Here is a 23,779-nt window from a genome sequence, read left to right on the forward strand (position 1 = left end):
ATATGCGACGGAAACTTCGGACTTTTGTTTGGAGCATCCCTGAAATGAAATTATTCTACATGCCCGGAGCCTGTTCTTTGGCTCCCCATATCATTGCGAATGAAGCTGGCATCGATCTCGATCTGGTCCGTGTCGACGGCAAGAGCAAGAAGACCGAGCAGGGTCAGGACTTCCTTGCCACAAACCCGAACGGCTATGTGCCGGCACTGGTGCTGCCGGATGGCGAACTGATGACCGAGGCGTCGGTCGTGGTGCAGTATCTTGCGGACCAGAAGCCCGAAACCGGCCTGATGCCGAAGCCCGGCGAGATTGCCCGCTATCGTGTCCAGCAGTGGCTGGCCTTTGTCGCCACCGAATTGCACAAGGTCTTCGGCTCGTTCTTCAAGCCGGACACGCCCGAGGCCACCAAGGAGATCAACCGCGCGCATCTTTCGCGGCGGCTGGCATATGTCGACCAGAAGCTCGACGGCCGCTCCTATCTTATGGGCGATACCTTCACTGCCGCTGATGCCTATCTGTGGACCGTCCTGGGTTGGGCGAAGTTCATCGGCTTCGACCTTTCGCCCTTCGCCAACATCCAGCGCTACCTTGGAACGGTTGCCGCGCGGCCTGCCGTGCAGAAGACCCTTCGTGCCGAAGGTCTTGCCTGATCTGTTGAGCGCACTCGCTTATGTGCCTATGAACGCCGGGTGCCGCAGGCCCCGGCGTTCTTCGCAAGGTGAGGACAGTCACACCGCCGGTTTCGACCGGCCTGTTCGTTCTGCCGCTTTATTGGCCGATACTGTAACCTTAGCTGGCGATGCGAGACGCCGCTGACAACACCTCCTGCGACGATGGCGCGGTGAACATGTAGCGACCGTTCTCCGGTACCTCGGTAAAGCACCAGCGCACCACCCCGTCGCGGTCGAGCAGGAACTGGCCGACGAGCTGCCCCATGCCGGTTGCGATCATCTGCTGATCCGCTTCGGTGATCTCGTAGGCATCCGCCTTATCTAGAATTTCGGCAGCCACCATCGGGTTCATCGGCTCCGGCAATTCACCCGGCACGTCCACCCGCGCAGTCATCACCGCATCCATGCCCATCTTGTGCGGCCATTCGGTCTGGTTCTCGGTGAATTCCAGGTTGGGCAGGCCGAAAGCGCGATGCGAGGTGCGTTCCGGGTCGGCGGCAGCAAGCAGGTTGGGCATCGGGTGGTAGCGAAAATAGAGGCGTGCGCGATCGATGGGGGTATTGACCACTGCGAGGCTTTCGATGCCCTTTTCGCGCAGTGTCGGGTCAAGTTGCGCCATCGCCGCAATATGGCGACGGCAAAACGGGCAGTGAAGGCCCCGGAACAGCCCGACCAGCACGGGATTGTGCCCGCGAAAATCGTCCAGCGAGATCTGGCCCTCCCGCGTGATCGCGTCGAGTACGATGTTTGGCGCGCGGTCGCCCGGCTGCAGTGGTGGTCCAACGTCTAGGGATGCCGACATTTTCAAGCTCCTTTCCAGCTCAGTCAAGAAAGGGCAGCACGAACAGGGCTTCAGGGTCGAGCCCGTGCCGGGCGCATGTCTCTTGCGCCATGGAAAAATATCGATCGGCCTCGGTCATGTTGTCGAGGTCGAGATTCAATGTGGCCAGCCCATCATAGCATGAAAACAGCAACTGGGGTTCGCCGGTTTCGCGGGCCAGTTCGAGCGCTTCGGTGTAGCAGGGCAAAGCGAGTTCCGGCCGGCCGTGACATTGGTGGATCTGTCCAAGCACGATCAGCGGCACGGGAAGATGCTCGCGCTGATCGAGCGCGCGATCGAGTTCGATCGCCTTCTCCGCCGCCGGCACGCCTTCGCCTGCGCATCGGTCGGTGAAGGTGCAGGAGGCTACCGCCAGATTGGCAAGCAGCCGCGCCTGGAAGCTGGTGTCACCGATGCGGCGGGCAACGTCGAGGCCGCGCCGGCATATCTCCATGGCCTTGGCGGGATCGATTATGGTGTAGAGCACGCTAAGATTGGTGTAGCCGCGGCAGGCGGCGCTCAGGAGGCCGGCGGTCTCGGCGACCGCCACGCTTTTTTCCACCTCGCCCACGGCTTTGATGCCTTGTCCCATCCGTGCCAGTGCGACAGCCTTGGTATTGAGCGCTTCGGCGGTTGCCAGCGCTGCCTCGTGCTGCATCCCCGCATCGGAGCCTTTCGGCAGGGCGCCCACGCAACCCAGCGCTTCATCTGCCCATTTGGCTGCCTGGGCATGGTCGCCGGTCCGGAACGCCAGATGGCCGCGCTCCTGCCACAGATGCGCGCGCTCAATCGGTGCGTCTGCGTCCTCCAGCAATGTGGCGGCATCGGCGTAGTGGGCTTGCGCCAGACTGCGCCTGCCTGCCTCCCACAACAAACGCCCGGTTTTGCGCAATAACCGGGCTGCGCCGACCTTGTCTCCCGATGCCCGGCAGGCATCCAGCGCGATCCGGTAGTGGTCCTGGGCGGCCGCGCGCTGGCCGGCTGGCCCGCACAAATCTCCCAGCCGCTCGGTAAGCAGGATTCGCAGCGGCCCGCCGTCCGTCGCCGTCAGTGCGTCAAGTGCCTGCTGATAGAGGCGCAACGCGTCGTCATTGGCATAGATCATGCGGGCCCGGTCGCCGGCATCCGTCAGGTAGCGCGCGCCTTTTTCGTGCTGCGTGCTGAGGCTGAAGTGGTGGCCAAGCAGCGTCAGATCATCCAGCCGCTCGGGATGCTCGCCATAGAGACGTTCAAGTGCGGTGGCAACCCGCCCATGCATCTCGGTGCGCCGCTGCAGCAGCAGGTTGTGATAGACCACATCCTGCAGCAGGGTCTGCGTGAAACGATAGCATCGTGACGAAATCGGCGCGGCGATCTCCTCGATGACCTCAGCGTCGCACAAAAGGTCGAGACTGGCCTCCAGCCCGGCCTGATCGGCGGCCGTTGCCCTGAGCAGCGCGGCATCGATACGCGGACCAAGCACCGCCGCTTCCTGCGCCAGCCTGCGGGCCGCCGGCGGCAACCGGTCAACGCGGGCAAGCAGCATTGGCTGGAGTGCTGCCGGAATTTCGGCAACCGCTTCGGCAGAGGTGATCCGCCAATGCTGGCCGTCACGGGCGAGCGTACCGGTCTCGATCAGCCCGCGCACGATTTCTTCCACAAAAAGCGGGTTTCCGCCGGCACGTTGCAGAATTCCATCGCGAAGCGCCAGCAGTGGTCGATCGGAGGGCTGCCCCAGCAGGACGTCCAGCAATCTTTGCGCGTCGGCTGCCTTCAATGGTCCGAGGCGAAGGGCGGTATGGCTGATCCTGCCCGACTCCAATTGATCGCGCTCCGACCCCGGCCGATGCGTCACCAGCAGCAGAAGGCGCGTGCGCTCCAACCGATCCATCACGAAACGCAAGGCTTCCAGGGAAACGGCATCGGCCCAGTGCAGGTCTTCCACGACGATCAGCAAGGGCGACAGCGCCAGGCGCCGCTCGAAGATCGTGCGGATCGCAAAGAGGATCTGCCGCCGCAATTGTTCCGGCTCGACATGCTGCAGGGCCGCGTCAGGGTCGCCCAATCCCAGGACGTGGAACAATAATGGCATCAGCCGACCCATCTCCTCGTCCGGCAGGCCGAGTTCTTCCAGAAGCGCGGCAAGTTTCCGGCGCATTTCCTCCGGTGGGGCGGATTGCGGCATGCCGGCCGCGCTGCGCACCACGGCTGCCAACACGCCGTAGGACTGTTCGCCGAGCGAGGAACAGGCTGCCTGTCTGATGGCGACATTGGCGAACCGCTCATCATCATGGAGGCGGGCGATGAATTCCTGCACCAGCCGCGACTTGCCGATTCCGGCTTCTCCAGCGAGCCTTACAAGCTGGGCTGAGCCGCTGCAGGCCAGTTCGAGACACCCCAGAAGCTGGGCCAACTCGCTGTCGCGGCCGATCAGCGGTGCGTTGAGCCCAAGCGTCTCCAGCCCCCGTGCGGCGCGGGGCGCATCAAGGGCGCCCTTTAGCCGATGGACGAGGATACGGCCGGTTTTGCCGCGAAGGGCGATGTCTCCGAGGGCTTCATAAGCGAAGCCATGCCTGGTCAGCCGATGGGTGAGCGGCCCCACCAGCACTTCGCCCGGTGCCGCGATCGATTGCAGGCGCTGAGCGATATTCACCGTGTCGCCGGTAACCGAATAGGACTTCACATTGCTGGCGCCGAAGGCTCCGGCAACCACTTGTCCTGTATTGATGCCGATATGGAGCATCAGCGGCGAACCGAGCGCCTTGGAGCGCTCCTCCATCAGCGCCGTCCGTCTTATCATATCGAGAGCGGCCCGCAGGGCCCGTTCCGGGTCATCCTCATGCGAGACAGGTGCGCCGAACAGGGCAAGCAGCGCATCGCCTATGAACTTGTCGACAAAGCCTCCGAAACTCTGCACCGCCGCGGTCATCTCCTCGAACAGCTCGTTTTGCATCGCCTGCATCACCTCGGGGTCGAGCTGTTCGCTGAGCGCCGTAAAACCACTGAGATCGGCAAAGAGCACCGTCACCGTGCGGCGGTCGGCATCGTGGCCAATGGTTTGAGGTTCTGCTTCCGCTATCGGCTCGATTGGCGGCGATATAGGCGTAGCGGCCGGCGAGACGGTCTTATCCTTGCTGTGGGGCTTCGATGCGCCGGCGAGCTTGGCCCCGCATTCGGAGCAGAAGGCGAAATCTGCCGGACAGACATGCCCGCAATCAGGGCAAGCCCTGGGTTGTCCTGCCCCGCATTTGGGGCAAAAGGCAAAGCCGCTCTGGAGCTCGAAACCGCAACTGGCGCAGTTCATGGATCGAGAACCTGCAACCGCCCTGGCGCTATCGAGCGCCGGGCGTACCTGAAGTCGCCCGCTTTCTCCCTACAATGAGCCTGTAGCCTCGTAAGGACAAGATGCTTGTCGGAGCGAGGGCGTCCACACAGTTGCGCTAGAAGCTACCGCAGCCGACCAGGGGGATTTATTTGCGGGCGATCAGGTGTTGAACTTGAACGATCCGGTTGCCGGCCGTTTCATCGTTTTGCCATGGTTTGCATAAGTGACGGTATTTGCTTGATTATTCGTCGCAGCCGGCCTTACCTCCTTTCCATCGATTTCAAACATTTGCCGCTCATGTCGCACTCCGGTCGCGACACGGGTCGCGATACGGAGGGAAGACATGGCGAAGGTCAGGATCAGTAAAAGGACAATCGACAGCCTGCTGAATGCGGCTGCTGGGACCATCATCCGCGATGATAAGCTGGTCGGATTTCAGGCCCGCAAGAACGCAAATGGCACTGTCTCATATGCGTTCGAATATCGCTCGACGAAGGGCAGGGGCGGTATAACTCGCCGCGTCACGATCGGCCGGGAAAGGGAAGGCGGCGGCGTCTTGACACCGGATCAGGCGCGTACCATTGCGGAGCAGCTTGCAGCCGAGGTCGTTGCCGGCGGCGATCCTGCCGCCGGCCGGGCAAAGAGCCGGCAGGTGCCGACACTCGCTGACTTCGCGAAAGAGCACTACGACGCGGCGGCTATTATCGCCAAAGCGCAGCCACTCTCCGCAAAGCTGCGGATCGGCACCGTTCGAAACTACCAGAGCATCATGCGGAAGCACGCGGGCCCGGCCTTCGGAAGTCGGAAGATGGACGCGATCACCAAGGCGGACGTGTCGCGCCTGCACGCAAAGATGGCCGGCACGCCGGTTGCTGCGAACGCGATGCTTGAGTGTCTGCGCAACCTGTATGCCGCCGCCGCCGAGGCCGGCCTAATCGGCGAGGGGACGTGCCCCGCTGTCGGCGTCAAGATGTACAAGAAGAACCGCCGCGAGCGATTCTTGTCGCTGGCCGAGGTAGAGCGCCTCGGCGCAGCGATGATTGAGGCCGAGACAGTTGGCCTGCCATGGGAGTTGAAGTCCAAGGAAGGCGCGAAGTTTGTACCGCATGGCGATCGTCGGACTATGGTCGATCCAGATGCCTTGGCCGCCTTGCGCATTTTGGTTTTCACCGGGTGCAGATTGAGGGAAGTTCTCCACCTGCGTTGGGATCAGGTCGATCTCGAGCGGGGCATCATCACGGTTCACGGGAAGACGGGCCGGCGGGCAGTCATGCTGCCCGCCCCGGCCGCGCTGATTCTGTCGCAGGTGCCACGGCGCGGCTCCTTCGTCTTTCCGGGCCGGTCCTCGACAGCCGAGAAGCCGGCGCCGCGCAGCAATCTGGATAGCGCCTGGATACCGATCCGGCGTCACGCCGGGCTGGATGGGCTTCGCCTGCATGACCTCCGACATTCGTTCGCCAGCTTTGCTGCGGCCGGCGGTGCCAGCCTGCCGGTCATCGGAAAGCTTCTCGGCCACTCGACGCCGGCGATGACGCAAAGATATGCGCATTTTGCCGACGATCCGGTTCGCGCGGTGTCGGAGAAGACGGCGGCGACCGTGGCCGCCGCCATGGGGATTGCAGGCGCCGTCGAGGACAAGGGCGAGGTGGTCGAATTCAGGAGGGCTAGCGCGTGAGAACGCTATGGCGCCAACGACTACTAGCCGCTCTTGGTGATGAAATAGCAGGATTCGCTCGGGGGCTAGAGCGGCGGGAAAAGGGTGAGACTTTCGAGTTCGAGGTGATGATGGAGAGCCTTGTCGCGAAAGGGTACCTGGAAATCCCCGCGGCGGACGCGGTGGAGCGGCTTGAAAACGCTCTTGATCAGGCGATAGGCAATTATGCGGCTTTGAAATGGCATCGCAAAACTCTCGACACTGACAAAGACACATCCGATCACTGGATGGCGCAGGTGAAAAAAATGCGGAGCTTGATCGCAGAGATCGAGCACGATCTCGCGGAGGAAGTGCGTCTACTTGGACCAGCCGTATTCGCGTCAGACGGCACGCCTCATCTCACAGCGGAGACAATCGATTTGGGAAAGCGGTTTGCCGACCGGGTTGAGATATTGGCAGGGATTAAGAAACCTATGCGTAAAGGTGACAAGACGAACCACCTCGCGAACATGTTTGCAGCGGAAATCCGGACGGCATGGTCCGCTATTACTTCGGGGCAAGCAGTTCCGGCAAACGGAGGAAAAGACCTTCGAGGTGTCGCCTATCAAATGTGGGTCGACTACGAATTGCCGATCGGTCATGCCGATCTCGATGACACGCTGAAAAGAGCCTTCATCGCGACGGCGTAGAATCTGTTTTGCTTGCCGTTTTTCTTATCGGCAATCCGCATCGACCATCTAAGAGATTTCAGGCGTGTTCGTTCCATCGCAACGCTTTGGAAGGAGCCGCAAACGTGGAACAAGAACGCCAGTATTTTTCAGATAAGGAGATTGCCGCCGACCCTGAATTTCGTGGGCTATTCAGCGCATCGACCTTACAAAAGCACCGCGTGAGGGGCACCGGCCCGAAATACATACAGTTCGGAGCCAAATGTCTCTATACGCGAGAGTGGACGCGGGATTGGATCGAGGCGAAAGTCGTCACCTCGACCTCGGAGGCCGCGTGATGCTGGACCTTCTCGCCTATGCTGCGGCCATCCTGTTGGTGGCCGCCGTCACAGCCGGCGCGCTGTCATGACGGCTGCGCAAAGAAAAAGCCGGCGGCACGTTGAAGCGTGCCGGCAGGCAGGTCAGGAAAATGCAGAGCACTTATATTATGACCGGGAGGCCGGGAAGGCAAGCTCGGCTAAAGCCAGGCTGACCGCATTCAAATTCAAATGGCTCCTGCAAGTGGCAGCAGATGCGTCCATGCCGCCGGCCTCCGCGCCAGCCGCGATCTACATGGCCGCGAAATTCCTTCACCCTGAAACGATGGAGGCTTGGCCGGCGATCGCGACGCTTGCCCGGATGATCGGCCGCAGCGTGACTCAAACCAGAAAGGGTATCCAAGCTCTCGTCGAGCGAGGCCACCTTGAGGCGGATATAACCCTCGGCGGCAAAGGGAATACCAGCAGATATCGGCCAGTCCTTCTTATCCCCAAACCCCTCGGGAAACCGCAGGGTTTGAATGAGGCAAACCCTGCGGAAAATGATCACCAAACCCTGCGGAAAAAGAATGGTAAACCCTCCGGGAATCCGCAGGGGAATCCTTGTAACGATCCCTCTAACGATCCCAGGCGGGCGCATGGCGCGCCCGCCGATGTAGATCATCAGTATATGGATGAAACATCAATTGGCCCGGACGCGTTAAGCGCGTCCGGCCATCCGGTCTGTCGATATAGGAAGGGTGATCAGGTCAAAACAACATCTGGCATCAGCTATGTCGAGGAAATCGGTTTTGATGGTTCGACCTGTTATCTTCAACTGAAAGAGAGCGGCGATTTCGTCATGGACGCAAGGATCGTACCCTTGGATGCAGCCGGCGCGCCCAACTTTGCGTCATCCTGGTGGGACTACGAGGACCCGGCTAAATCGGAGCGGATCGGGATCGACTGGCGTCCGCGAATTTTCAGTCCGGCACCAAAGTCCGGGAGGAAGCGCAATGCGGCAGCTTGAGTTCAATCTGACAGCCAAGGTGCTCGCCTTTCCGCCTTCGCGGCGCCGGTCATTCGTGCGCAAAGTGGCCGAGACGATCATGCAGAATAACGACGATGACGCGGAGAGGTACTGGCAGGCCGTGGTCGATGGCATCGCCTGGCCGATGCTCAACGCAGGTGTCCCACGTCCGATCGTCGAGGATCAGGTCCGCAAGTTCCATGATGCAGTCCAGCAGCAAATCTATCTCGTCGAGGATCGCGCGGGCGGTGCCGGATGACCAGCGCCGAACTTTCAGCGATCCGCGCCGATCTTTCAGCAGCGATGGAACGCCTGCGCGCCATCGAGGCGCGCCTGGGCGGCGAGATCGAGGCGCTCAAGATGCATGTCGATGACCATGCCGACCGGACATGGCCGCCGCCTCGCGTGATACCGAGCGATCCATATTGGCAATGGCAGAACCTCGAAAATGCTGCCGCTCATGGCCCCTTCAAAGCGACCAAACTTTACGAATTGCGGGATCGTATTTCGCTCAAGGTCGAGGGCCGCCGCTACTACTCCCTCACGCAAATCTGGCGAGAGCATCGCCCTCGCTGACGCGAGAGAAAACGATATCGCCCGAAAGTTTGCGAAATAGCGGCGGCTGAAACCGTCGCCTATCGTCTCTATTGACCACAGGAGACGATCACTTTGGATTTCGAAGACCACCGCCAACTTTTTGAGCATCTGCCGCGCGAGAGCTGGGAGAAGGTCCGCACTTTGTGCGACGCGAGCTTGCGCGCCCACGAAGCCTTGCTAGCAGCATGGAACCGCTTGAACGACGAGCGCACTGACCTTGCGCGGGTCAAGATCGTCACTGCCAGCCAGGAATCAGCGGCCAGCCGAGCAACACGCCGGATAGGATTTTCCATTTCCGTGGACGAAGCCATGCTCTCGTCGAACCGCCTCGCTTTGACCGACGAAGACGCGGAGCGGCTCGACGATCGTGTCCGCGCCGCCCAGGAGCGCGTCGATCGCGCCGATGCAGCGCGGGAGGCAGCCGAGGCGGAATGGTCAAAATTTGCTTTCCTTCCCGATCTAGTCCGATGGCTTGGAACTTACGTCGGCCACGGCGGCCATCTCGCGCATCAGCCGCTCCCACCAGTCAAGCTGACGCGTGGCGAATCCTTCCGGCAGGCGGTCGAGCGCGTCCGCCAGCAGCTTTCTGGCTGTGATGAAGAATGGACGAGAATCGAGACTGCACCGCTTCCACTAGCTGACCTCAAGGCCGAGATCACCAGCCAGGTAGATCGGTTGGCTTCGGTCGGCCAGCCGAAAATCTGCGTGCGAGACGCGACCGATGGTCCGACTGATCTCGAACGGGTCCTTCGCCTAAGACGAACGGGTGAGATGTTCGTTTCTGATGTCGCGTCACCATTCGTCGTATGGCTGCATCGCGACCAAATCCTTGCCCGGCTCCATGCCGAGGCCGAGAAGCTGGATTTTGCCGACGCCATGACGGATGAGCAGCGTGATTCCGCCTTCTCCCGCCTGCTCGATCGGAAGCTCGCCCTCGAATTCGATGAGGAAGCCTACATCGCCGCTGCCGCGGCCGAGGGCACGGCCATCACTCGCCGCCGAGATTGCGATCCCCGCGCTGTTCTCGAAGTTCAGGAGTTTTTTGCATGAGCAGCCACTTGATCACTATGCGCCGCCTCATGGCCCACAACCAGCCGGCGGGGCAGACAGCGGCTCCGACTGCCGCAGATGTACCAGCCAAGGCCACGCCGGACTTTGCAGCGCAGGTCATCGACCAAGCTGCCCTTGCGAAGCAGGCCGCGGCCGCAAGGTGATCCCGATCCGCTCGCCGTCCTCGGCCAAGATCGCGTATCGACCGACAATAACTGGTCGAAAATCATTGCCGAGCAGTACGCCGATGATGGCGCTGTCGCATCGGGCGGGCCGTTTCCTGCTCACTCATCCGTTTAGGAGAAATCATGATGCAGACCGAAGGGCGTCATCCCGGCGAGTTCGTGATGAGAGAGGCCAATGGCCAGCGATCTCGCGAATCCCTCACCATTGCCGCCGAGCAGATCATCGAGGCCAACAGCGTTGTGTGCCGGACGGCCGATCCGGCCAAGGTCAGTGCCACCGCTTCTGTCGGCGCCGAGAATGCAGGTGATGCCACCATCGCGGTCGGGTCGCCCGGCGCTAGCACCGCCGTCAGCCCCGGCCGCTATCGGGGTGTTGCCACTGATGCGACACACGTGACGTGGGAGGACCCCGCAGGACATTACATCGGCGAATCGGTGCACGGCACGCCCTTTCCTGGCGAGATCAGTCTGACGATCACCGCCGGCACGACCCCGACCGCAGCCGGCGACGAGTTTTATGTCGTAGTGACCGGCGACGCCGACGCATGGCAGCATGTTTCCTTTGACGCCGACGCCGGCCTGCCGATCGCCGGACTCGCGATCTATCCGGCAACGACTGGCGTTGGCGAGACGGTGAAGATCGCTGCGATCGTCCGCGATGCGGAAGCGAACGCGAATTGTGTGGCCTGGCCGGCCAGCATCACCGACGCCGAAAAGACAATCGCCAAAGGCGCGCTCGCGCGGCTAGGTATTATTGTTCGTTGCTGATGATCTCTCAACCCTCGCGGCGATCCTGTGCGCTACGAGGACGCGCGGGATGGCTTCCCCGCGCAGATGCAGGACGGCGGCTCATCGCCGTCCTGCCCCTCCCCCCCTTTGGGTCCCTTTCGGCGGCCTGGGCAGGGGGGCGGGCCCGCGCGACTGCCGGATTTTCGCGTTTTTCAGATTTTGAAAAATGCATTTGGATTTGGATTTGAAGCCGCTGAAAGCCTCAGAAAACAAGGAGATCAGTCCCGATGAACGCGCCGGCAGGTACCATCACGTTGCAGCAAGCCGCACGCCTGCTGATGATCTCCGACGAGCGCGTCCGGCAGCTATCCAAGGCTGGCTACTTTCAGCCGATCGCCCATGGCCGATACCCGCTCGTCGCGGTGGTGCAGGGCTACTTCAAATACCGTGACGATCGTCGGGAGAAGGCAGAGCAGGTCGCATCCAGCCCGCTGACCGACGCCAAGCTGGCCGCGATCGAGCGCCGCATGGCGCGCGAGGATCGCCACTTGATTACAATGGACGAGGCACTCCAAGCCTATGACCACGCCGCCGAAATCTATGTAGAGTCGCTGCAAGGTTTGCCAGCACAGATGACCCGCAATCCCGCCGAGCGGCGCCGATTGGATGCCATCGTCGCGATCGATATAGCCCGCCTCAAGCGCGACCTTACCATCGGTAGGCACCGCCTGGTGACCGGCCAGGACGATCCATCCATGAAAGAGGACGACCAATGAACTCGGCCACCGCCTGGCTTGGCGACATCGCCGCGAATCCGAAGATTAGTAATGCCGGTTGCCGGCTCGCCGTCGCCATCGCAGCGGCATCCAACGACCAAGGCAGATACCGTGGCCGGTCGATGCCCTTGGCTGTAGCCGCCCAGCAGTCCTCACGACATCAAGGCGACTTACTCGCTGCCCTCGCGGAACAAGGCTATATCCGTATTCATTCGCAGCGAGGCGGTCGGCTCGATCTTGAAATTCTCGCGGCACGCGATCCGGTCGCGCCTCCATCTGAAAAGCCCTATCGTGAGATCGCCGGTCCTGTCGTCGGCGTGGTCGCCAAGAGCAAAGCCAGCTTCGTTGCCTATGTGGACGCAGACACCGCTATGGTGAAGCTGACAATCCCGCGCGAAGGCGCCGAGGCGATCGCCCAGGCGATCAGTCAGCAACCATCCTGACACCATCCCGATCGAGGCCGACCGATATGATCGATAGTGCCTTGTCCCTCTTGCGATAAGCGGTCGCCCTTGCCAGGCCGCGACGTTTCAATTCGCTGACAAACCGCTTACGGCTGGTTTTGCAGCGGAGCCAAAGCTGCAACATACGTGCGGCACCGCCTTCATCCTTGAGATAGATTTCCGGCCAGAACATCGCCCGCTCAAGAAACGAGACCCGCGCCGGCGAGAGCCGCCGGCGACGCTGGCGATCAAGCTCGTCCTCGTCGATCGGCATGATGTAATCCCATCCCACTGCCATGCGCTCGGCTCCAGACATGGCGAGATCAGGCATCAGGCTCCTGATCCCTGCTGGCCTCACTCGGCCGCCGGCGATAATCGCGAGCCATGCAGCATCGATCAGCGTGTCGCCGACAAGGTCGGGGGACCAAACGCCATGGAGGCAAACATTCCTATCAAGCATATCCCCGCATACCGCGCCCGCTGGCGCGCAACAAGCCTTTGCCGCCCCTCACCGCCAGAAAAGCTTGGACGCGCGCTGGGTGCCGCGTGTGGCCGGGATGCTGGCCGTTGGCGGGCGGTTGGCAAGCGCCGTGCGCGCTATTCCTTACCGCTAGGCCTCTTTACCTGATCCGAGAACCATTTAAGCGACCGTTCGATCGGCTCCACCGCCCAATCAACACCGAGATATCGAGCCAGCCCCACGAGAACAAACAATTGTGGAACGAGCATTATAAGGAACAGTGCAACGTTATCTAAGTATTTTATGAGTATAAGGTTGAACAGAAAGTCTGCCGCAAAAATCCAGTAGAAGCGTTCTTCACGCCGCACATCTTTTGCAGTCGTGAGGTCAGTTTCAAGGCGCTCGATTTTTTCGATCAGCTTGTCTAGCTGACCGTTGCCGTCTGGCGGAATATCAAAGACTTGATCAGGCAGCTTGGCTGGAGCTTCGGCGCACGCGATTTCTGTACTCATCAAGCATATCCTCGGCGGATATACGAACATTTGCGCCAGGGATATAACGCTTGGCCCATGCCCCGCCCGACCAATGTGTATTCTTTATCAGATCGCCGCCTGATTTCTTCCCCAGATGCTGGCAAGCCTCCCGCAGAGTTTCAGCCGCCGGTTTTGCGGAGATGTTGCGCGCCTGCCAGAAAACCGCCTCGGGAATTGGTTTAGAGCCGAAGCCCTTCAACTGTCGGTAAAGCTCGGGTGCCACAGGGCCATAATCCCAAGCCTCAAAATCTGTGTCGACCAGACGCTCGCCAGTGCGCCCAAGATGCACAACCTGGGAAAGGTAAAGAATCTTCTGAATGGTGAGGTTGGTCGCCTTCCAGCCGGTGCACTCGGCAATAAAACGGGCAGCGCTTTCAACATCAATAGTCATCATCCTGCCCTCCCTATTCACGGATCGTACACAGACGCTTTGATTCCAGCAATGCGAATAAGTGCATGCGTTTCTATCTAATCATATAGGGAAGATTTTGAGGAAGTGTTATACCATCGGCTGCTCGCACAGGCGCCTGATCGTTCCCCGGTACTTCCAAAGCGGACATGCCCGCCGGACAAAGCGGACATCTGTGTTTCCGCCTCTGCGATTATCTCCACAATTCCAGCAACTTAAAAAATTGCCACCCGGACATTTGCCGGAAGTCAGCGCGTCTTTGATCTCTTATGCCGCCGACCCCACCAGCGCAGTAAGCCGTACGCCAGTTTGGCTTTTTCCGTTTCCACCGCTGTTTCGGGCCGAATGCGCATCCATGATGATTTTGCATAGGCAAGACGCTGCTCGGGGTAGATGCTCCGATGCCCGATCATGAGATAGGCTGCGATCGCGGCGCCCGCAATATACAGCGTACCAACCGACCCCCCGAACAGTTCGACACCCATCAAGACGGCGGCAATCGGGGTATTCGATGCCGCCGCTACCACACTGGACAGGCCAACGGCCGCACCGAGCATTGGGTCCATACCGAGCAGGGGAGCAAAGGCGCTGCCCGCTACGGCGCCGATAACAAACTGGGGCGTGACGATGCCGCCGTAGAAGCCCGAGCCGATGGTGATGGCCACTAGCAGGCTCTTCCAGAGGAAACCGAGGTACGGCATTGGTTCTCCTGCGAGCGCCCGATCCATCAGAGGAAGGCTAAGGCCGAGGTAATCGGTTGGGATAATGAGGATCAGAAGGGCGAGCACTACACCACCGCCAAGCGGCATCAAGGGCGGCCAAACTCGGAACCGTGTCCTCAAATAGATGGAAAGCCCGGCGGCACGATAGACGAGTTCCACGAATACGAGGGCGGCAATGCCGCAGATAACGCCGAGCAGCGCTGTTTTCAGAAACAGCACTTCAGAGAGGATCGGGAGCGCAGGAAACTGGTAATATTGGTAGGGAACACCCCACAGGATGCTGACGTGGTAGGATGCAACGCCGGCAACGATGGCCGGGAACAGGAAATCGTGCCTGATACGCCCGATCGCCAGCACCTCGACGCCATAGATGGCGCCGGCAATTGGTGTCCCGAAGACACTGGCAAAGCCCGCGCTCACACCACAGGCCACAATCCGCAGCCGCAGTTCCGTATTCAATCGCAGCGCCTTGCCGATCGCAGAGGCCAGCGATGCGCCAATGTGCGAGCAGGGTCCCTCCTTGCCGGCAGAACCGCCGCTGGCAAGCGTGATGATGGCCGCGACCGGTTTGATCAGGATGGTTCGAAACGGCATCCGGCCCGCCTGGGTATTCACCGCCGCGAAGATCGAATCCTTCAAACCAGTGGGATTGGCCCTATAGCCGTAATGTAGCAGGAGACCATTCAAAAGCCCGCCGGCAGGCAACAGCATCATCTGGAGCCATAGCGGGATACCAGCGGAGCGGCCCGTCGTGACGAACAGCCCGTGTAGAAACAGGCTGGTGCCGGTTCCGACAATTGCACCGATGATGGTTGCCAGCACAAGCCACTGCGCCACTGTGGCCAGCATCACGGCGAGTTCAACGAGATTAAAGTGGCGCATCGAGATTGAGGGCTGAAAGTTGAGTAAGGCCGTTGCATAGGCAAGCGGAACACTCGCGGCAAGGCCGATCGTAGAACCAGGCAAGAAGGCAAGCGACCGAGCCTATCGGAGTTGCATTCCGCACGAATCTCCGCCTACGTGTCCGTGCGATGCACCGCATGGCTTCTGCTTGAGTCCGAGGCCGCCGGGCCTGAAAACCCGGCGGCTTTCCCGTTAAGTCAGACCCTTCGTCTCGATCCTTGATCAACCTCAAGCAACGGAGCTTTCCCATGAATATCATCACCACGAACGCGTTCCCCGACCAGACCGCAGCCGCTACCGCAGAGATCGTCGAGATGGACGGCGACATGCGCACAGCGGCAGAGGGCGTGGTCATCGAATTGATGGTGCCTGAATTGCAGACGGCAGGTGTCGACCTCACCGACATGGATGCTGTTCGGGAGACGTTGGCCGAGAGAAGGTTCGGGAGGCGCCTGATCATCAACTGTGCCGAGCGGGCGGCCGCAAAGGCGTTGGAACTTCGCCATGCACCTGACGCCCGCGACTGACCAGAAACCCGTTCACAACGGGCGCGCCTTGTGCGCCCGTTGCCGTCAGTCGATGCCGCAGCGATACTCACGTTACCAAACGAAGCAGCTTCTTCATCTATTGAGGACAACGTGACAGACGACATCAATCGGCGAATTGCGGAAAAACCGAAACTGGGTGGGGTCGCATCCGCAGATTGGCAGTCTTACACGTGGAAAAATGAACTTGCGGAGCAAAAGCGCAGAATTCTACAGCATCTTAATGAGGCCCTCGCCGATGCTGATACTCCTCACAACCCTTATCACATGCTGGAAAGTGCAATCGGCGTGGCTTCGGTCTGCATGCGAAGGCTCATTGAATGTCACTTAGTCACTGACAAATTCCGCGGATCGCAGATCGACGTCCACGAAATTCATGTTCGGGCAGATACCAAATGGCGAGAACCGTTTTTAAGCTCCACGGCCGGCGGAACGTTCAACAATTACGACATGACGGTTCGTCATACGATACGCCGTGCACCAAAGTACATCTCGAACAAGATGCTCCACGCGAGATTCATCGGCGTGTTGTCCGGAAGCTCATATTTGCCAGATGGATTGCTGATCGCTTCCGACGACCAGCGACGGATCAGTGCCTTCCATTTTACAACTCTTGAGATCGGCGATCTTTTCGACGCTTTTCTGGATGATCAAGTGAACCTTATGGTTGACGGATATCTTGATCCGGCCAACCCTGGCAAGATTGTCGCGATCCGTGATTAGCTACCCCGCTTTACCCGACTTGCCTTATCTGGCCGATCAGCCATGATGGTGCATCCGCTTCCCCTGACGCCGGATGTACGCGCAGGGTAAGGCCACAGGGCCGGTCTATGACCGGCCTTGTTCGTTTTGATGATGATCTTTCATCTAAGAGCGCGCTGTCGCCTGACCCAGGCCCATGTCATTCTCGCAGCGGATGACCCCGCAAGGGAACACTGCACTGGCCGGCGCGACCCCAAGCCCCCGCAAGCGCCGGCCAGTTGCGACCCGCCACAGCGCCCTCAATCACTTTCTCGCCCCGCTCCGCGTCGCGCTGCACCGTCCGCTTTGATAGGCCGGTAACGCGGGCGGTGTCGGCGGTGAATGGCGTTGCCGCCAAGTTGGCGTCAACGTCATTACCCATCGCGGCATTTGCTGCATGGGCACGGATAGCACCGGGTCGCGTTTCCGGGTTCAATTCCTCATAGATGGCCTTGCGCCTGGCCGTCTGCCTTGCCCGGTCTGCCGGCGAGAGTTCGGACCGGCAGAGGTTCTCGTCGATCATCGCCAGTTCGGCAGGCCAGCGTGCCGGCCTTTTCAATGAAGCTTAGCCGAAGATCATGTGCCATAGCTTCGCGACGAAGTTTCCATGCAGGATGAAAGCGCAGCCGACCAAGGCGGCTATCATCGAGCCGATCCCTGTCGTGATGCTAACCCAATGTGTGAATGCAAGGCCCCGCACATGAGGTGCGTTATCGACCCACTTTTCTGGGTCCCATAGCATGTCGTAGCGCGCCATGCGGTCGTAATTGTCCGAGTGCATCGACCAGTTCACCCACGCTGAGAGGCCGGAGCACATCCCGAGCGTTACGCCGATCGCGAAAGACCAAACGGGTGCAACAAACGGCGGCAAATCTGCGGCCTTTGCACCAATGGAACCCAAGTACGAAAAAAGACCCCATAGAGCCCCGCCGTTGATAAGGATCAGCGAGGCAATAAGCCAGCGACCATACTCGGCGGCAACCCCAAATGTCGCCCTCTGGTTTTCCTTATAGTCGCGATAGACGACTGCCGCCACCTGATCGCGTGCAAGCATATACCGCTTTGGCGGCACCGCCTTTTCTTTGTCCATTATATCCCCCTAGCCAGCAATCGCATCATTGTGCTCGGCTTTGATATCGTCAATGTGGAGTTGCTCTTTCCACCCATCGGCATAACTGGACCAGCCGTGTTCATCACGGAGGTTCCTATGCCCGACAAGCTGCATCCTGCCGACCTTTCCGATATCGAGAAGATCGCCACCGCGACGCACTTCACCGTGCATCTGCGATCCGGCCCGCATGACAAGATCACCAAGCGGGCAAAGACGCTGGCCGCGGCGATCCTCGCGGCCGACAAGCTCGGCAAGACGCCAGGCGGCAGGAAACCCATGATCTATGCCGTGACGCCCGTGCATGTCCCAGCGGCAATGATTGCCCAGGCACGGCAGGAAGGCGCCACGATGTCCCGCAGGGCCGCAAGGACGGCCATGGGTGCGTTATCCGTAGATCGGCGCGCCGAGATCGTCGAGAATTTTCATAGTTAAATTGCGGGCAAGCAGTCTTGCCTGCTTACTGATCACCAATCATGGCTTGGGACCGTGGTTGCGCCAAAGCTCTTGGAACCACCATTTTATGACTCGAGCCATATGCCTTATTGACAGAAGGTCTGACCGTGAAACGCGGAGGGTATGTATGAGCTTAGCTGCACAGTCGGCTGTAGCCATCGCGCGCTCAGCGTCCATGTTGCGCTTGGCGCTTTCGAACGCACCCCCGGTCGCCGAGTGGTAGAGCGCTTTCATCCCCTTCTGATACCTGTCACATCTAGCCGCGCAGATACGACTGATATCTTCATATAGAAACGTGGTGCCAGCATGCGCCACCCGGACCCTTGCTGCGGACGCCGCTTCTTCCTCTTCATCTTTTGGAGTCTTAAGCCAGTAGCTCTGGGCAGCGTCGCTAAATTTCTCGATGTCTTTGATGTGTTCGTTGATAAGTGCGCCTTCTTCCGATCGTGCGGCACGGTAATTCTGAAAAACGGCGCCTCCCAGAAATGCAAAGAGCGCAATGATAACTTTGTCCATCGGCAACGCTACGATGCTAATTCCGTGCCCGTTTCTTTCCGAGCCTCGGCAATATACGAGATTATTGCATCTCTAAAGAAGTACAGATGCGGCTTCGAACAATGGATGCGGATAATATTTTCAACTACCTCTTTTTGGAAAATTCCTTTGCGGATTAGGCCGCCAAAAGCCTCCTCTAAGAAAGAAGAGCCAAATGACCTTACTCCATCTATATCAATCGTAAGTTTTTCATTCGATCCGCTGCTCAATATGTCCTTGATAGCAGGGGTGAGAAACTCGTCGCGGAACCGCTGCCCATTGTGGGTGCCATCCTCGGGAAAGCGACCCGCGGGGTAAGAGTTGAACTCCTTTGCAACATCAATTTTCATATCGCAGGGTCTCCGCAGGAAGCCTCACCGACCACTCCACAAGCGTTCCACCAATTGAATATTGTAACGCACCAGAGGTAAACCTTCCATTGTGGTTCCGTTTGCACCATCCGCCACGACTATAAACACTCAGACTGCCCTCGCCGATCCGCATCAAAGCCTCAAACATTTGCGGCAGGCCGAGTCCACGATGTCGCTGGTCAGTTCGTGAACCTCCATATCGCATTGCGGCGCGGATATAGGTACCGTCGTCTTTAAAAGGGTGTCCACTTGTACGCCGGGAAATCGCGCGTTGCAGGAACCTGCGGACCTTCTCGAGGCGTTCAATGCGCGGGTACGTGGCTGGTATCGTTGCGCCTTGATCAAAGACGACCACTGTGAGCGAGTTGTCTGAGCGATCGGCTGTCGCTGCCACCCATAAACTGTCAATATGTCTGTCGGTCAGTAGCCGCTCGTCAGAATAAGCATGATGGATCACGTTGGTGATTGCCTCACTCAGCGCGGTAAGAAACTGAATGAACACGTTATCCGATAGATTGTCCGTCGGGTCGAGAAAGAGGCCCAACTGCTGCAAGGCTTCATCGATTGTCGCCAAAGCATCGAGATTTTGTGCTCGTATTATCCGCATGGTCCTGGTGGCCCCCGCACCATTGACCACCGGTCGAACATTGCGTTCGATGCCGAGTATCTCAAAAAAGCCCAACTGAGTGAGCTTCGCGTAAACTTCGGGGCTCCATTTATTCAAATTCACTGTCGGGGGGACCACTCCTACCAAGCTGGCTACTCTCTGGTACTCGGCTGCAAGCACGACAGATGCTGCCGTAGAGATGCGATCAAGGCGGCCAAAATCGAAGTACGTTGCGATTCTAGGCATCGCACCGGACCTTTCCGGCCTATAGACAAAGCCTACCTTCTTGCGAATGGCTGCTTGGAAATTCTGCCGCAATGCTTCAAAAAAAGCGTAAGTTCCGATGCGATTGTCATCGAAGCACATTGGAGACGGAGGCCGTTGCCCTGCTGCTGCGGCAATCGCCCATTCGACATCTCCTCCATCCCATATACGCACGCGGCGCGCGCTGTGACGCGCCGAGGGTGGGCGTTTAAATGGCCCCCAGTCGATCTCATTGCGAACTCGCCGACGGCGTTTCCATTCGTTGCGTGATCGGAGCGCTAGCCACCTTCTGCGCTTAGCATCGAGTTTTCTCAAGTCAAGTTGCCCTGCCCCGCCGGAAATTCCTTGTTGTCGCACTTTGGTCGCGACACAGCCTTTCAAAAGAATGTGCCCCATTGGAGTGCGAGGCGCAACTATTTGAAAAGATTTACACTATTCTGATCTTCCTTGGCGGTCCGATGCCATGAAATCAGGTGTTGAACCTGAACAGCAGGACATCGCCGTCCTGCACCACATATTCCTTGCCTTCGTCGCGCGCCTTGCCGGCTTCCTTGGCCGCGACTTCGCCGCCAAGCGTGATGAAGTCGTCATAGGCGATGGTCTGCGCGCGGATGAAGCCGCGCTCGAAGTCGGTATGAATGACACCTGCGGCCTGCGGCGCCTTGGTGCCGTGCCTGATCGTCCAGGCGCGCGTTTCCTTCGGCCCGACAGTGAAATAGGTGATGAGATGCAAAAGCTCATAGCCGGCACGGATGAGCCGATCGAGACCGGGCTCCTCCAGACCGAGATCGGCGAGGAATTCGGCGGCTTCTTCGTCGGGAAGCTGGGCGACTTCGGCTTCGATCGCCGCTGAAATGACTACCGTGCCGGCACCCTGCGCCTGCGCCATCTTTTCCACCGCGCTTGTGTGCTCGTTGCCTTTTGCTGCATCGGCTTCGGCGACGTTGCAGACATAGAGCACGGGATGCGAGGTTAGGAGATTGAGGCCTTGCAGTATGGCGAGGTCTTCGGCTGCAATGCCCTTCAACAGCAGGCGTGCCGGCTTGCCGTCCTGCAGCAGCGCCAGCACCTGCTCCATCATCGGCAGGATGGTCAGCGCTTCCTTGTCCTTGCCGCTCGCGCGCTTGCGGAACTGGACGATGCGGCGCTCGATGCTCTCCAGATCGGCCAGCATCAGCTCGGTCTCGACCGTTTCGGCATCGGCAACAGGATCAATGCGCCCCTCGACATGGGTGATGTCGTCATCCTCGAAGCAGCGCAGGACATGGACGATGGCATCGACTTCGCGGATATTGGCAAGGAACTGGTTGCCAAGCCCTTCGCCCTTCGAGGCGCCGCGCACCAGACCGGCGATATCGACGAAGGAGATGCGGGTCGGGATGATTTCCTTGGATTTCCCGGCAGCTGCAAGCTTCTTCAGGCGTGGGTCGGGCACGGCGACCTCGCCGGTATTCGGCTCGATCGTGCAGAAAGGATAGTTAGCCGCCTGGGCTGCCGCCGTGCGCGTCAGTGCGTTGAAAAGCGTCGACTTGCCGACATTGGGCAGCCCGACGATGCCGCATTTGAAACCCATGGTGATCAGACCTTGTAACGTGCGGGAGTAGTGAGGATTACCGCATTGTCCAAGCAGGACGCGCGGGGCTGTAATGAGCGATAGGCCAGACGATCGTCAAGCCCTCGGCCCGATATGGCTGACGTGATTCAATCCTTGCCGCCGAAAAGCTTTTTCAGCATGGCGGCCATAGGGCCCGTTTCGGGAACCTTGATCGCGGGCTTTTGCTGGCGGGCTTGCCTTATATGGCTTTGCTGTTTCGGTGCTGGCGCCGCTGCCGATTGCTGCAGGACGGGAGCATTCTGGACTGCAAGGGTAAGCTTGTTCATGAAGCCGTTATCGTCGCCCTTGGCAAGGAGGCCTGCATGTTCGGCAATCGCGTCCAGAAGCGGGTCCAGCCACTCGCCATCAAACTTGGCGAAGTCGCCCAGGACATGACCGTGCACCATTTCCTTGATGCCCGGATGGCCGATGCCGATGCGCACGCGGCGGTAGTCCTTCGTGCAATGCTGGTCGATCGAGCGGATGCCGTTGTGGCCGCCTGCGCCACCGCCGGTCTTGACCCGCACCTTGCCGGCAATCAGGTCGAGCTCATCGTAAAATACGGTGAGATCGGCAGGCTGGAGCTTGTAGAACCGCATCGCCTCGCCGACCGACTGGCCCGAGAGGTTCATGAATGTCTGCGGCTTGAGAAGGATTGTCTTTTCGCCGTCCAGCTTGCCTTCGGCGATCAGGCCCTGGAACTTCTTCGACCAGGGAGAAAAATCATGGCGGCGGGCGATTGCGTCCGCCGCCATGAAACCGACATTGTGCCGGTTGTTGGCATATTTCGCGCCCGGATTGCCGAGACCTGCAAAAAGCAGCATCGGTACGACCCTCCAGACGAATCGGGCTTACTCTTCGCCCTTGGCTTCTTCGGCCTCGCCTTCAGCCGCTTCGGTCGATTCCTCGCTCTTGAGGCCGGCAGGCGCAGCAACGGTGGCGATGGTGAAGTCGCGATCGGCGATGATAGGCTTCACATCCTTCGGCAGCTTGACCGCCGAGATATGGATCGAATCGCCAATGTCGGTGCCGGTGAGGTCCACCTCGATGAAGTCCGGAATGGCATTGGCCGGGCAATTGAACTCGACTTCGTGACGCACCACGTTGAGCACGCCGCCGCGCTTGATGCCCGGGGACTTCTCCTCGTTGAGGAAGCGGACCGGCACGTTGACGTTGACCTGCGTGTTCTTGCTGACGCGCAGGAAGTCGACATGCATGGGGAAGTCACGGACCGGGTCAAGCTGATAGTCCTTCGGCAGGACCTGGATCTTCTTGCCGTCGAGGTCGATGGTTGCCACGGTGGTCATGAAGCCGCCGCCGTGAATCTTGTAGTAAACATCCTTGTAGGACAAGACGATGGCCAGGGGAGGCTGCTTGTCGCCGTAGATGACTGCGGGCACTTTACCGTTGCGGCGAATTTCCCGGGCGGACCCCTTACCAACCCGTTCGCGTGCTTCGGCCTTGAGTTCGTAACTCATGGCGTTTCCTTTCATTTTTTCTGGAGCGTCCGAGGGAGGGCACATGCCCTGGCCTCGCACGTCGAAGACGACCGCTCTCCCAGCATGGCAAACCTCCGAAAATTAGGAGTCTGCCTGGCAATATGCGGGGGAAATCGCCCTCAGCCGCGTTGCCTCCAAGGGTGTCTACGCGGGTGGCGGCTCTATAACCGAAGGCGCTTAGCAGCGCAAGTTTTTCCGTTTTCGTGTCTTGGAGGCCTGACTAACGGCATTCCTGCGGTTGTCGATGTCACTAAATATGTTAGCCTGTTACCTGGCGTGAATGACAGCCGTCATGAATCTCGCGTCGGATAGCCATATCAATCGAGAGGAGAACAAGATGTCTGACCAAGCAAGCCGGACCTGGAGCAACTACCGGCCGTCGAAGGCGGTCTGGTTCTGGTCGTGCATTGGCGCTGCAGTGTTGACCATGATCGTCGGGTTTTCGTGGGGCGGTTGGGTCACCAACGGCACTGCCGAAAAGCGGACCGAAGCGGCAAGCGAAAAGGCGGTGGCCGAACTTGCAGCCAGCATTTGCGTCCATCGGTTCCTGGCTGCTCCCGATGCGAGCGCCCAACTGACGACACTCAAGGAAACGGATTCCTGGAAGCGTGACAAGCTTGTTCAGAAAGGCGGCTGGGTCACTTTCGCCGACATGAAGGAGCCGGTCGATGGCGCGGCTGAACTCTGCGCAGACCTGCTGTCAAAGGCGGAACTGCCTGCAGTGGCCGCCAGCGATGAGACGGTGCGGGAAGTCGAGATCGCCAATTAAGGCAGGTTGGAAGACAGGCACAAAGCCGGAGTGCTGGGCGT

General features: G+C 59.6%; 30 protein-coding genes. 16 read left to right on the forward strand and 14 right to left on the reverse strand.

What is annotated here, in order from left to right:
* The first annotated feature begins 44 nt into the window (after nt 1-44).
* Nucleotides 45-650, forward strand: a complete 606-nt coding sequence (gstA, locus tag EET67_RS21485; RefSeq protein WP_128628269.1) for a glutathione transferase GstA — start codon at nt 45-47, stop codon at nt 648-650.
* A gap of 139 nt (nt 651-789) precedes the next feature.
* Here gstA and EET67_RS21490 read toward each other — a convergent pair whose 3' ends face one another.
* The gene (locus tag EET67_RS21490) at nt 790-1,473 is read right to left on the reverse strand and encodes a peroxiredoxin-like family protein (protein WP_128628270.1); all 684 of its coding nucleotides are present in this window, start codon (nt 1,471-1,473) and stop codon (nt 790-792) included.
* A 19-nt stretch (nt 1,474-1,492) separates the two neighbouring features.
* Nucleotides 1,493-4,774, reverse strand: coding sequence for an adenylate/guanylate cyclase domain-containing protein (locus EET67_RS21495; RefSeq protein ID WP_128628271.1), 3,282 nt, complete (start codon nt 4,772-4,774; stop codon nt 1,493-1,495).
* A 364-nt stretch (nt 4,775-5,138) separates the two neighbouring features.
* Between EET67_RS21495 and EET67_RS21500 the strand changes: the two genes are divergently transcribed.
* The 11 genes from EET67_RS21500 to EET67_RS21545 all read left to right on the forward strand — a co-directional run bounded on the left by EET67_RS21500 (nt 5,139) and on the right by EET67_RS21545 (nt 12,223).
* The gene (locus EET67_RS21500) at nt 5,139-6,470 is read left to right on the forward strand and encodes a tyrosine-type recombinase/integrase (RefSeq protein ID WP_128628272.1); all 1,332 of its coding nucleotides are present in this window, start codon (nt 5,139-5,141) and stop codon (nt 6,468-6,470) included.
* Entirely contained in the window at nt 6,467-7,138 is a 672-nt protein-coding gene (locus EET67_RS21505) for a hypothetical protein (protein WP_128628273.1), read from the forward strand. Before EET67_RS21500 ends, EET67_RS21505 begins: the two co-directional genes overlap by 4 nt.
* A gap of 104 nt (nt 7,139-7,242) precedes the next feature.
* Nucleotides 7,243-7,455, forward strand: coding sequence for a hypothetical protein (locus tag EET67_RS21510; RefSeq protein ID WP_128628274.1), 213 nt, complete (start codon nt 7,243-7,245; stop codon nt 7,453-7,455).
* Nucleotides 7,456-7,522: 67 nt separating this feature from the next.
* Nucleotides 7,523-8,443 carry a hypothetical protein gene (locus tag EET67_RS21515; RefSeq protein WP_128628275.1) on the forward strand — a complete coding sequence of 307 codons (921 nt, stop codon included), beginning with the start codon at nt 7,523-7,525 and terminating at the stop codon, nt 8,441-8,443.
* On the forward strand, nt 8,430-8,702 hold the full coding sequence (locus tag EET67_RS21520; protein ID WP_128628276.1) for a DUF6074 family protein: 273 nt from the start codon (nt 8,430-8,432) through the stop codon (nt 8,700-8,702). The genes EET67_RS21515 and EET67_RS21520 overlap by 14 nt, the downstream gene beginning before the upstream one ends.
* Nucleotides 8,699-9,019 carry a hypothetical protein gene (locus EET67_RS21525; protein WP_128628277.1) on the forward strand — a complete coding sequence of 107 codons (321 nt, stop codon included), beginning with the start codon at nt 8,699-8,701 and terminating at the stop codon, nt 9,017-9,019. Before EET67_RS21520 ends, EET67_RS21525 begins: the two co-directional genes overlap by 4 nt.
* A 93-nt stretch (nt 9,020-9,112) precedes the next feature.
* Nucleotides 9,113-10,090 carry a hypothetical protein gene (locus EET67_RS21530; protein WP_128628278.1) on the forward strand — a complete coding sequence of 326 codons (978 nt, stop codon included), beginning with the start codon at nt 9,113-9,115 and terminating at the stop codon, nt 10,088-10,090.
* Nucleotides 10,087-10,254, forward strand: a complete 168-nt coding sequence (locus tag EET67_RS25715) for a hypothetical protein (RefSeq protein WP_165899993.1) — start codon at nt 10,087-10,089, stop codon at nt 10,252-10,254. Before EET67_RS21530 ends, EET67_RS25715 begins: the two co-directional genes overlap by 4 nt.
* A gap of 144 nt (nt 10,255-10,398) precedes the next feature.
* Entirely contained in the window at nt 10,399-11,043 is a 645-nt protein-coding gene (locus EET67_RS21535; RefSeq protein WP_128628279.1) for a head decoration protein, read from the forward strand.
* 248 nt (nt 11,044-11,291) lie between these two features.
* Entirely contained in the window at nt 11,292-11,780 is a 489-nt protein-coding gene (locus EET67_RS21540; RefSeq protein WP_128628280.1) for a hypothetical protein, read from the forward strand.
* Nucleotides 11,777-12,223 (forward strand): hypothetical protein, encoded by a 447-nt coding sequence (locus EET67_RS21545; RefSeq protein WP_128628281.1) that lies wholly within the window; start codon nt 11,777-11,779, stop codon nt 12,221-12,223. Before EET67_RS21540 ends, EET67_RS21545 begins: the two co-directional genes overlap by 4 nt.
* On the opposite strand, the gene EET67_RS21550 is transcribed toward EET67_RS21545, so the two are convergent.
* The 4 genes from EET67_RS21550 to EET67_RS21565 all read right to left on the reverse strand — a co-directional run bounded on the left by EET67_RS21550 (nt 12,204) and on the right by EET67_RS21565 (nt 15,313).
* Nucleotides 12,204-12,521 (reverse strand): hypothetical protein, encoded by a 318-nt coding sequence (locus tag EET67_RS21550; protein WP_210211149.1) that lies wholly within the window; start codon nt 12,519-12,521, stop codon nt 12,204-12,206. The two genes, EET67_RS21545 and EET67_RS21550, sit on opposite strands and share 20 nt — an antisense overlap.
* A 299-nt stretch (nt 12,522-12,820) precedes the next feature.
* Nucleotides 12,821-13,195 carry a hypothetical protein gene (locus EET67_RS21555; protein WP_128628283.1) on the reverse strand — a complete coding sequence of 125 codons (375 nt, stop codon included), beginning with the start codon at nt 13,193-13,195 and terminating at the stop codon, nt 12,821-12,823.
* Complete coding sequence (locus tag EET67_RS21560) at nt 13,149-13,610, reverse strand: Panacea domain-containing protein (RefSeq protein ID WP_128628284.1); 462 nt, start codon at nt 13,608-13,610, stop codon at nt 13,149-13,151. The genes EET67_RS21555 and EET67_RS21560 overlap by 47 nt, the downstream gene beginning before the upstream one ends.
* A 263-nt stretch (nt 13,611-13,873) precedes the next feature.
* On the reverse strand, nt 13,874-15,313 hold the full coding sequence (locus tag EET67_RS21565; RefSeq protein ID WP_245451116.1) for a chloride channel protein: 1,440 nt from the start codon (nt 15,311-15,313) through the stop codon (nt 13,874-13,876).
* Nucleotides 15,314-15,498: 185 nt separating this feature from the next.
* Between EET67_RS21565 and EET67_RS21570 the strand changes: the two genes are divergently transcribed.
* Nucleotides 15,499-15,777 carry a hypothetical protein gene (locus EET67_RS21570; RefSeq protein ID WP_128628285.1) on the forward strand — a complete coding sequence of 93 codons (279 nt, stop codon included), beginning with the start codon at nt 15,499-15,501 and terminating at the stop codon, nt 15,775-15,777.
* A gap of 111 nt (nt 15,778-15,888) precedes the next feature.
* Nucleotides 15,889-16,518, forward strand: a complete 630-nt coding sequence (locus EET67_RS21575; protein ID WP_128628286.1) for a hypothetical protein — start codon at nt 15,889-15,891, stop codon at nt 16,516-16,518.
* Nucleotides 16,519-16,696: 178 nt separating this feature from the next.
* Here the strand turns inward: EET67_RS21575 and EET67_RS21580 are convergent, their stop codons facing one another.
* Nucleotides 16,697-17,095 carry a hypothetical protein gene (locus EET67_RS21580; protein WP_128628287.1) on the reverse strand — a complete coding sequence of 133 codons (399 nt, stop codon included), beginning with the start codon at nt 17,093-17,095 and terminating at the stop codon, nt 16,697-16,699.
* A 6-nt stretch (nt 17,096-17,101) separates the two neighbouring features.
* On the reverse strand, nt 17,102-17,626 hold the full coding sequence (locus tag EET67_RS21585; RefSeq protein WP_128628288.1) for a hypothetical protein: 525 nt from the start codon (nt 17,624-17,626) through the stop codon (nt 17,102-17,104).
* Between the two features lie 117 nt (nt 17,627-17,743).
* Here EET67_RS21585 and EET67_RS21590 point away from each other — a divergent pair, with 117 nt between their 5' ends.
* A complete protein-coding gene (locus EET67_RS21590) occupies nt 17,744-18,079 on the forward strand; it encodes a hypothetical protein (protein WP_128628289.1) in 336 nt (111 codons plus the stop codon).
* Nucleotides 18,080-18,118: 39 nt separating this feature from the next.
* On the opposite strand, the gene EET67_RS21595 is transcribed toward EET67_RS21590, so the two are convergent.
* From EET67_RS21595 to EET67_RS21620, 6 genes are all read right to left on the reverse strand, one after another.
* A complete protein-coding gene (locus EET67_RS21595; protein WP_128628290.1) occupies nt 18,119-18,616 on the reverse strand; it encodes a hypothetical protein in 498 nt (165 codons plus the stop codon).
* 8 nt (nt 18,617-18,624) lie between these two features.
* Complete coding sequence (locus tag EET67_RS21600; protein WP_128628291.1) at nt 18,625-18,984, reverse strand: STAS-like domain-containing protein; 360 nt, start codon at nt 18,982-18,984, stop codon at nt 18,625-18,627.
* Nucleotides 18,974-20,191: an ATP-binding protein gene (locus EET67_RS21605; protein WP_128628292.1), complete on the reverse strand. Its 1,218-nt coding sequence runs from the start codon at nt 20,189-20,191 to the stop codon at nt 18,974-18,976. The genes EET67_RS21600 and EET67_RS21605 overlap by 11 nt, the downstream gene beginning before the upstream one ends.
* Before the next feature lie 154 nt (nt 20,192-20,345).
* Complete coding sequence (gene ychF / locus EET67_RS21610) at nt 20,346-21,449, reverse strand: redox-regulated ATPase YchF (protein ID WP_128628293.1); 1,104 nt, start codon at nt 21,447-21,449, stop codon at nt 20,346-20,348.
* Between the two features lie 128 nt (nt 21,450-21,577).
* Nucleotides 21,578-22,294: an aminoacyl-tRNA hydrolase gene (pth, locus tag EET67_RS21615; RefSeq protein WP_128628294.1), complete on the reverse strand. Its 717-nt coding sequence runs from the start codon at nt 22,292-22,294 to the stop codon at nt 21,578-21,580.
* Nucleotides 22,295-22,321: 27 nt separating this feature from the next.
* Complete coding sequence (locus EET67_RS21620) at nt 22,322-22,948, reverse strand: 50S ribosomal protein L25/general stress protein Ctc (protein WP_128628295.1); 627 nt, start codon at nt 22,946-22,948, stop codon at nt 22,322-22,324.
* Nucleotides 22,949-23,306: 358 nt separating this feature from the next.
* On the opposite strand from EET67_RS21620, the gene EET67_RS21625 reads away from it, so the two are divergent.
* Nucleotides 23,307-23,738: a hypothetical protein gene (locus tag EET67_RS21625; RefSeq protein WP_128628296.1), complete on the forward strand. Its 432-nt coding sequence runs from the start codon at nt 23,307-23,309 to the stop codon at nt 23,736-23,738.
* The last annotated feature ends 41 nt before the right edge of the window (nt 23,739-23,779 follow it).

The sequence above is a fragment of the Borborobacter arsenicus genome (assembly GCF_003934165.1).
GTDB classification, from domain to species: Bacteria; Pseudomonadota; Alphaproteobacteria; order Rhizobiales; family Rhizobiaceae; genus Pseudaminobacter; species Pseudaminobacter arsenicus.

What these genes read in the sequence shown, in the direction of transcription:
- EET67_RS21550 (WP_210211149.1), bottom strand. Translation starts at nt 12,521, where the DNA reads ATGGCAGTGGGATGGGATTACATCATGCCGATCGACGAGGACGAGCTT.
- EET67_RS21525 (WP_128628277.1), top strand. Translation starts at nt 8,699, where the DNA reads ATGACCAGCGCCGAACTTTCAGCGATCCGCGCCGATCTTTCAGCAGCG.
- EET67_RS21560 (WP_128628284.1), bottom strand. Translation starts at nt 13,610, where the DNA reads ATGATGACTATTGATGTTGAAAGCGCTGCCCGTTTTATTGCCGAGTGC.
- EET67_RS21600 (WP_128628291.1), bottom strand. Translation starts at nt 18,984, where the DNA reads ATGAAAATTGATGTTGCAAAGGAGTTCAACTCTTACCCCGCGGGTCGC.
- EET67_RS21545 (WP_128628281.1), top strand. Translation starts at nt 11,777, where the DNA reads ATGAACTCGGCCACCGCCTGGCTTGGCGACATCGCCGCGAATCCGAAG.
- EET67_RS21515 (WP_128628275.1), top strand. Translation starts at nt 7,523, where the DNA reads ATGACGGCTGCGCAAAGAAAAAGCCGGCGGCACGTTGAAGCGTGCCGG.
- pth (WP_128628294.1), bottom strand. Translation starts at nt 22,294, where the DNA reads ATGCTGCTTTTTGCAGGTCTCGGCAATCCGGGCGCGAAATATGCCAAC.
- EET67_RS21520 (WP_128628276.1), top strand. Translation starts at nt 8,430, where the DNA reads ATGCGGCAGCTTGAGTTCAATCTGACAGCCAAGGTGCTCGCCTTTCCG.
- EET67_RS21535 (WP_128628279.1), top strand. Translation starts at nt 10,399, where the DNA reads ATGATGCAGACCGAAGGGCGTCATCCCGGCGAGTTCGTGATGAGAGAG.
- EET67_RS21495 (WP_128628271.1), bottom strand. Translation starts at nt 4,774, where the DNA reads ATGAACTGCGCCAGTTGCGGTTTCGAGCTCCAGAGCGGCTTTGCCTTT.
- gstA (WP_128628269.1), top strand. Translation starts at nt 45, where the DNA reads ATGAAATTATTCTACATGCCCGGAGCCTGTTCTTTGGCTCCCCATATC.
- EET67_RS21585 (WP_128628288.1), bottom strand. Translation starts at nt 17,626, where the DNA reads ATGGACAAAGAAAAGGCGGTGCCGCCAAAGCGGTATATGCTTGCACGC.
- EET67_RS25715 (WP_165899993.1), top strand. Translation starts at nt 10,087, where the DNA reads ATGAGCAGCCACTTGATCACTATGCGCCGCCTCATGGCCCACAACCAG.
- EET67_RS21500 (WP_128628272.1), top strand. Translation starts at nt 5,139, where the DNA reads ATGGCGAAGGTCAGGATCAGTAAAAGGACAATCGACAGCCTGCTGAAT.
- EET67_RS21595 (WP_128628290.1), bottom strand. Translation starts at nt 18,616, where the DNA reads ATGGACAAAGTTATCATTGCGCTCTTTGCATTTCTGGGAGGCGCCGTT.
- EET67_RS21590 (WP_128628289.1), top strand. Translation starts at nt 17,744, where the DNA reads ATGCCCGACAAGCTGCATCCTGCCGACCTTTCCGATATCGAGAAGATC.
- EET67_RS21490 (WP_128628270.1), bottom strand. Translation starts at nt 1,473, where the DNA reads ATGTCGGCATCCCTAGACGTTGGACCACCACTGCAGCCGGGCGACCGC.
- EET67_RS21625 (WP_128628296.1), top strand. Translation starts at nt 23,307, where the DNA reads ATGTCTGACCAAGCAAGCCGGACCTGGAGCAACTACCGGCCGTCGAAG.
- EET67_RS21540 (WP_128628280.1), top strand. Translation starts at nt 11,292, where the DNA reads ATGAACGCGCCGGCAGGTACCATCACGTTGCAGCAAGCCGCACGCCTG.
- EET67_RS21555 (WP_128628283.1), bottom strand. Translation starts at nt 13,195, where the DNA reads ATGAGTACAGAAATCGCGTGCGCCGAAGCTCCAGCCAAGCTGCCTGAT.
- ychF (WP_128628293.1), bottom strand. Translation starts at nt 21,449, where the DNA reads ATGGGTTTCAAATGCGGCATCGTCGGGCTGCCCAATGTCGGCAAGTCG.
- EET67_RS21570 (WP_128628285.1), top strand. Translation starts at nt 15,499, where the DNA reads ATGAATATCATCACCACGAACGCGTTCCCCGACCAGACCGCAGCCGCT.
- EET67_RS21620 (WP_128628295.1), bottom strand. Translation starts at nt 22,948, where the DNA reads ATGAGTTACGAACTCAAGGCCGAAGCACGCGAACGGGTTGGTAAGGGG.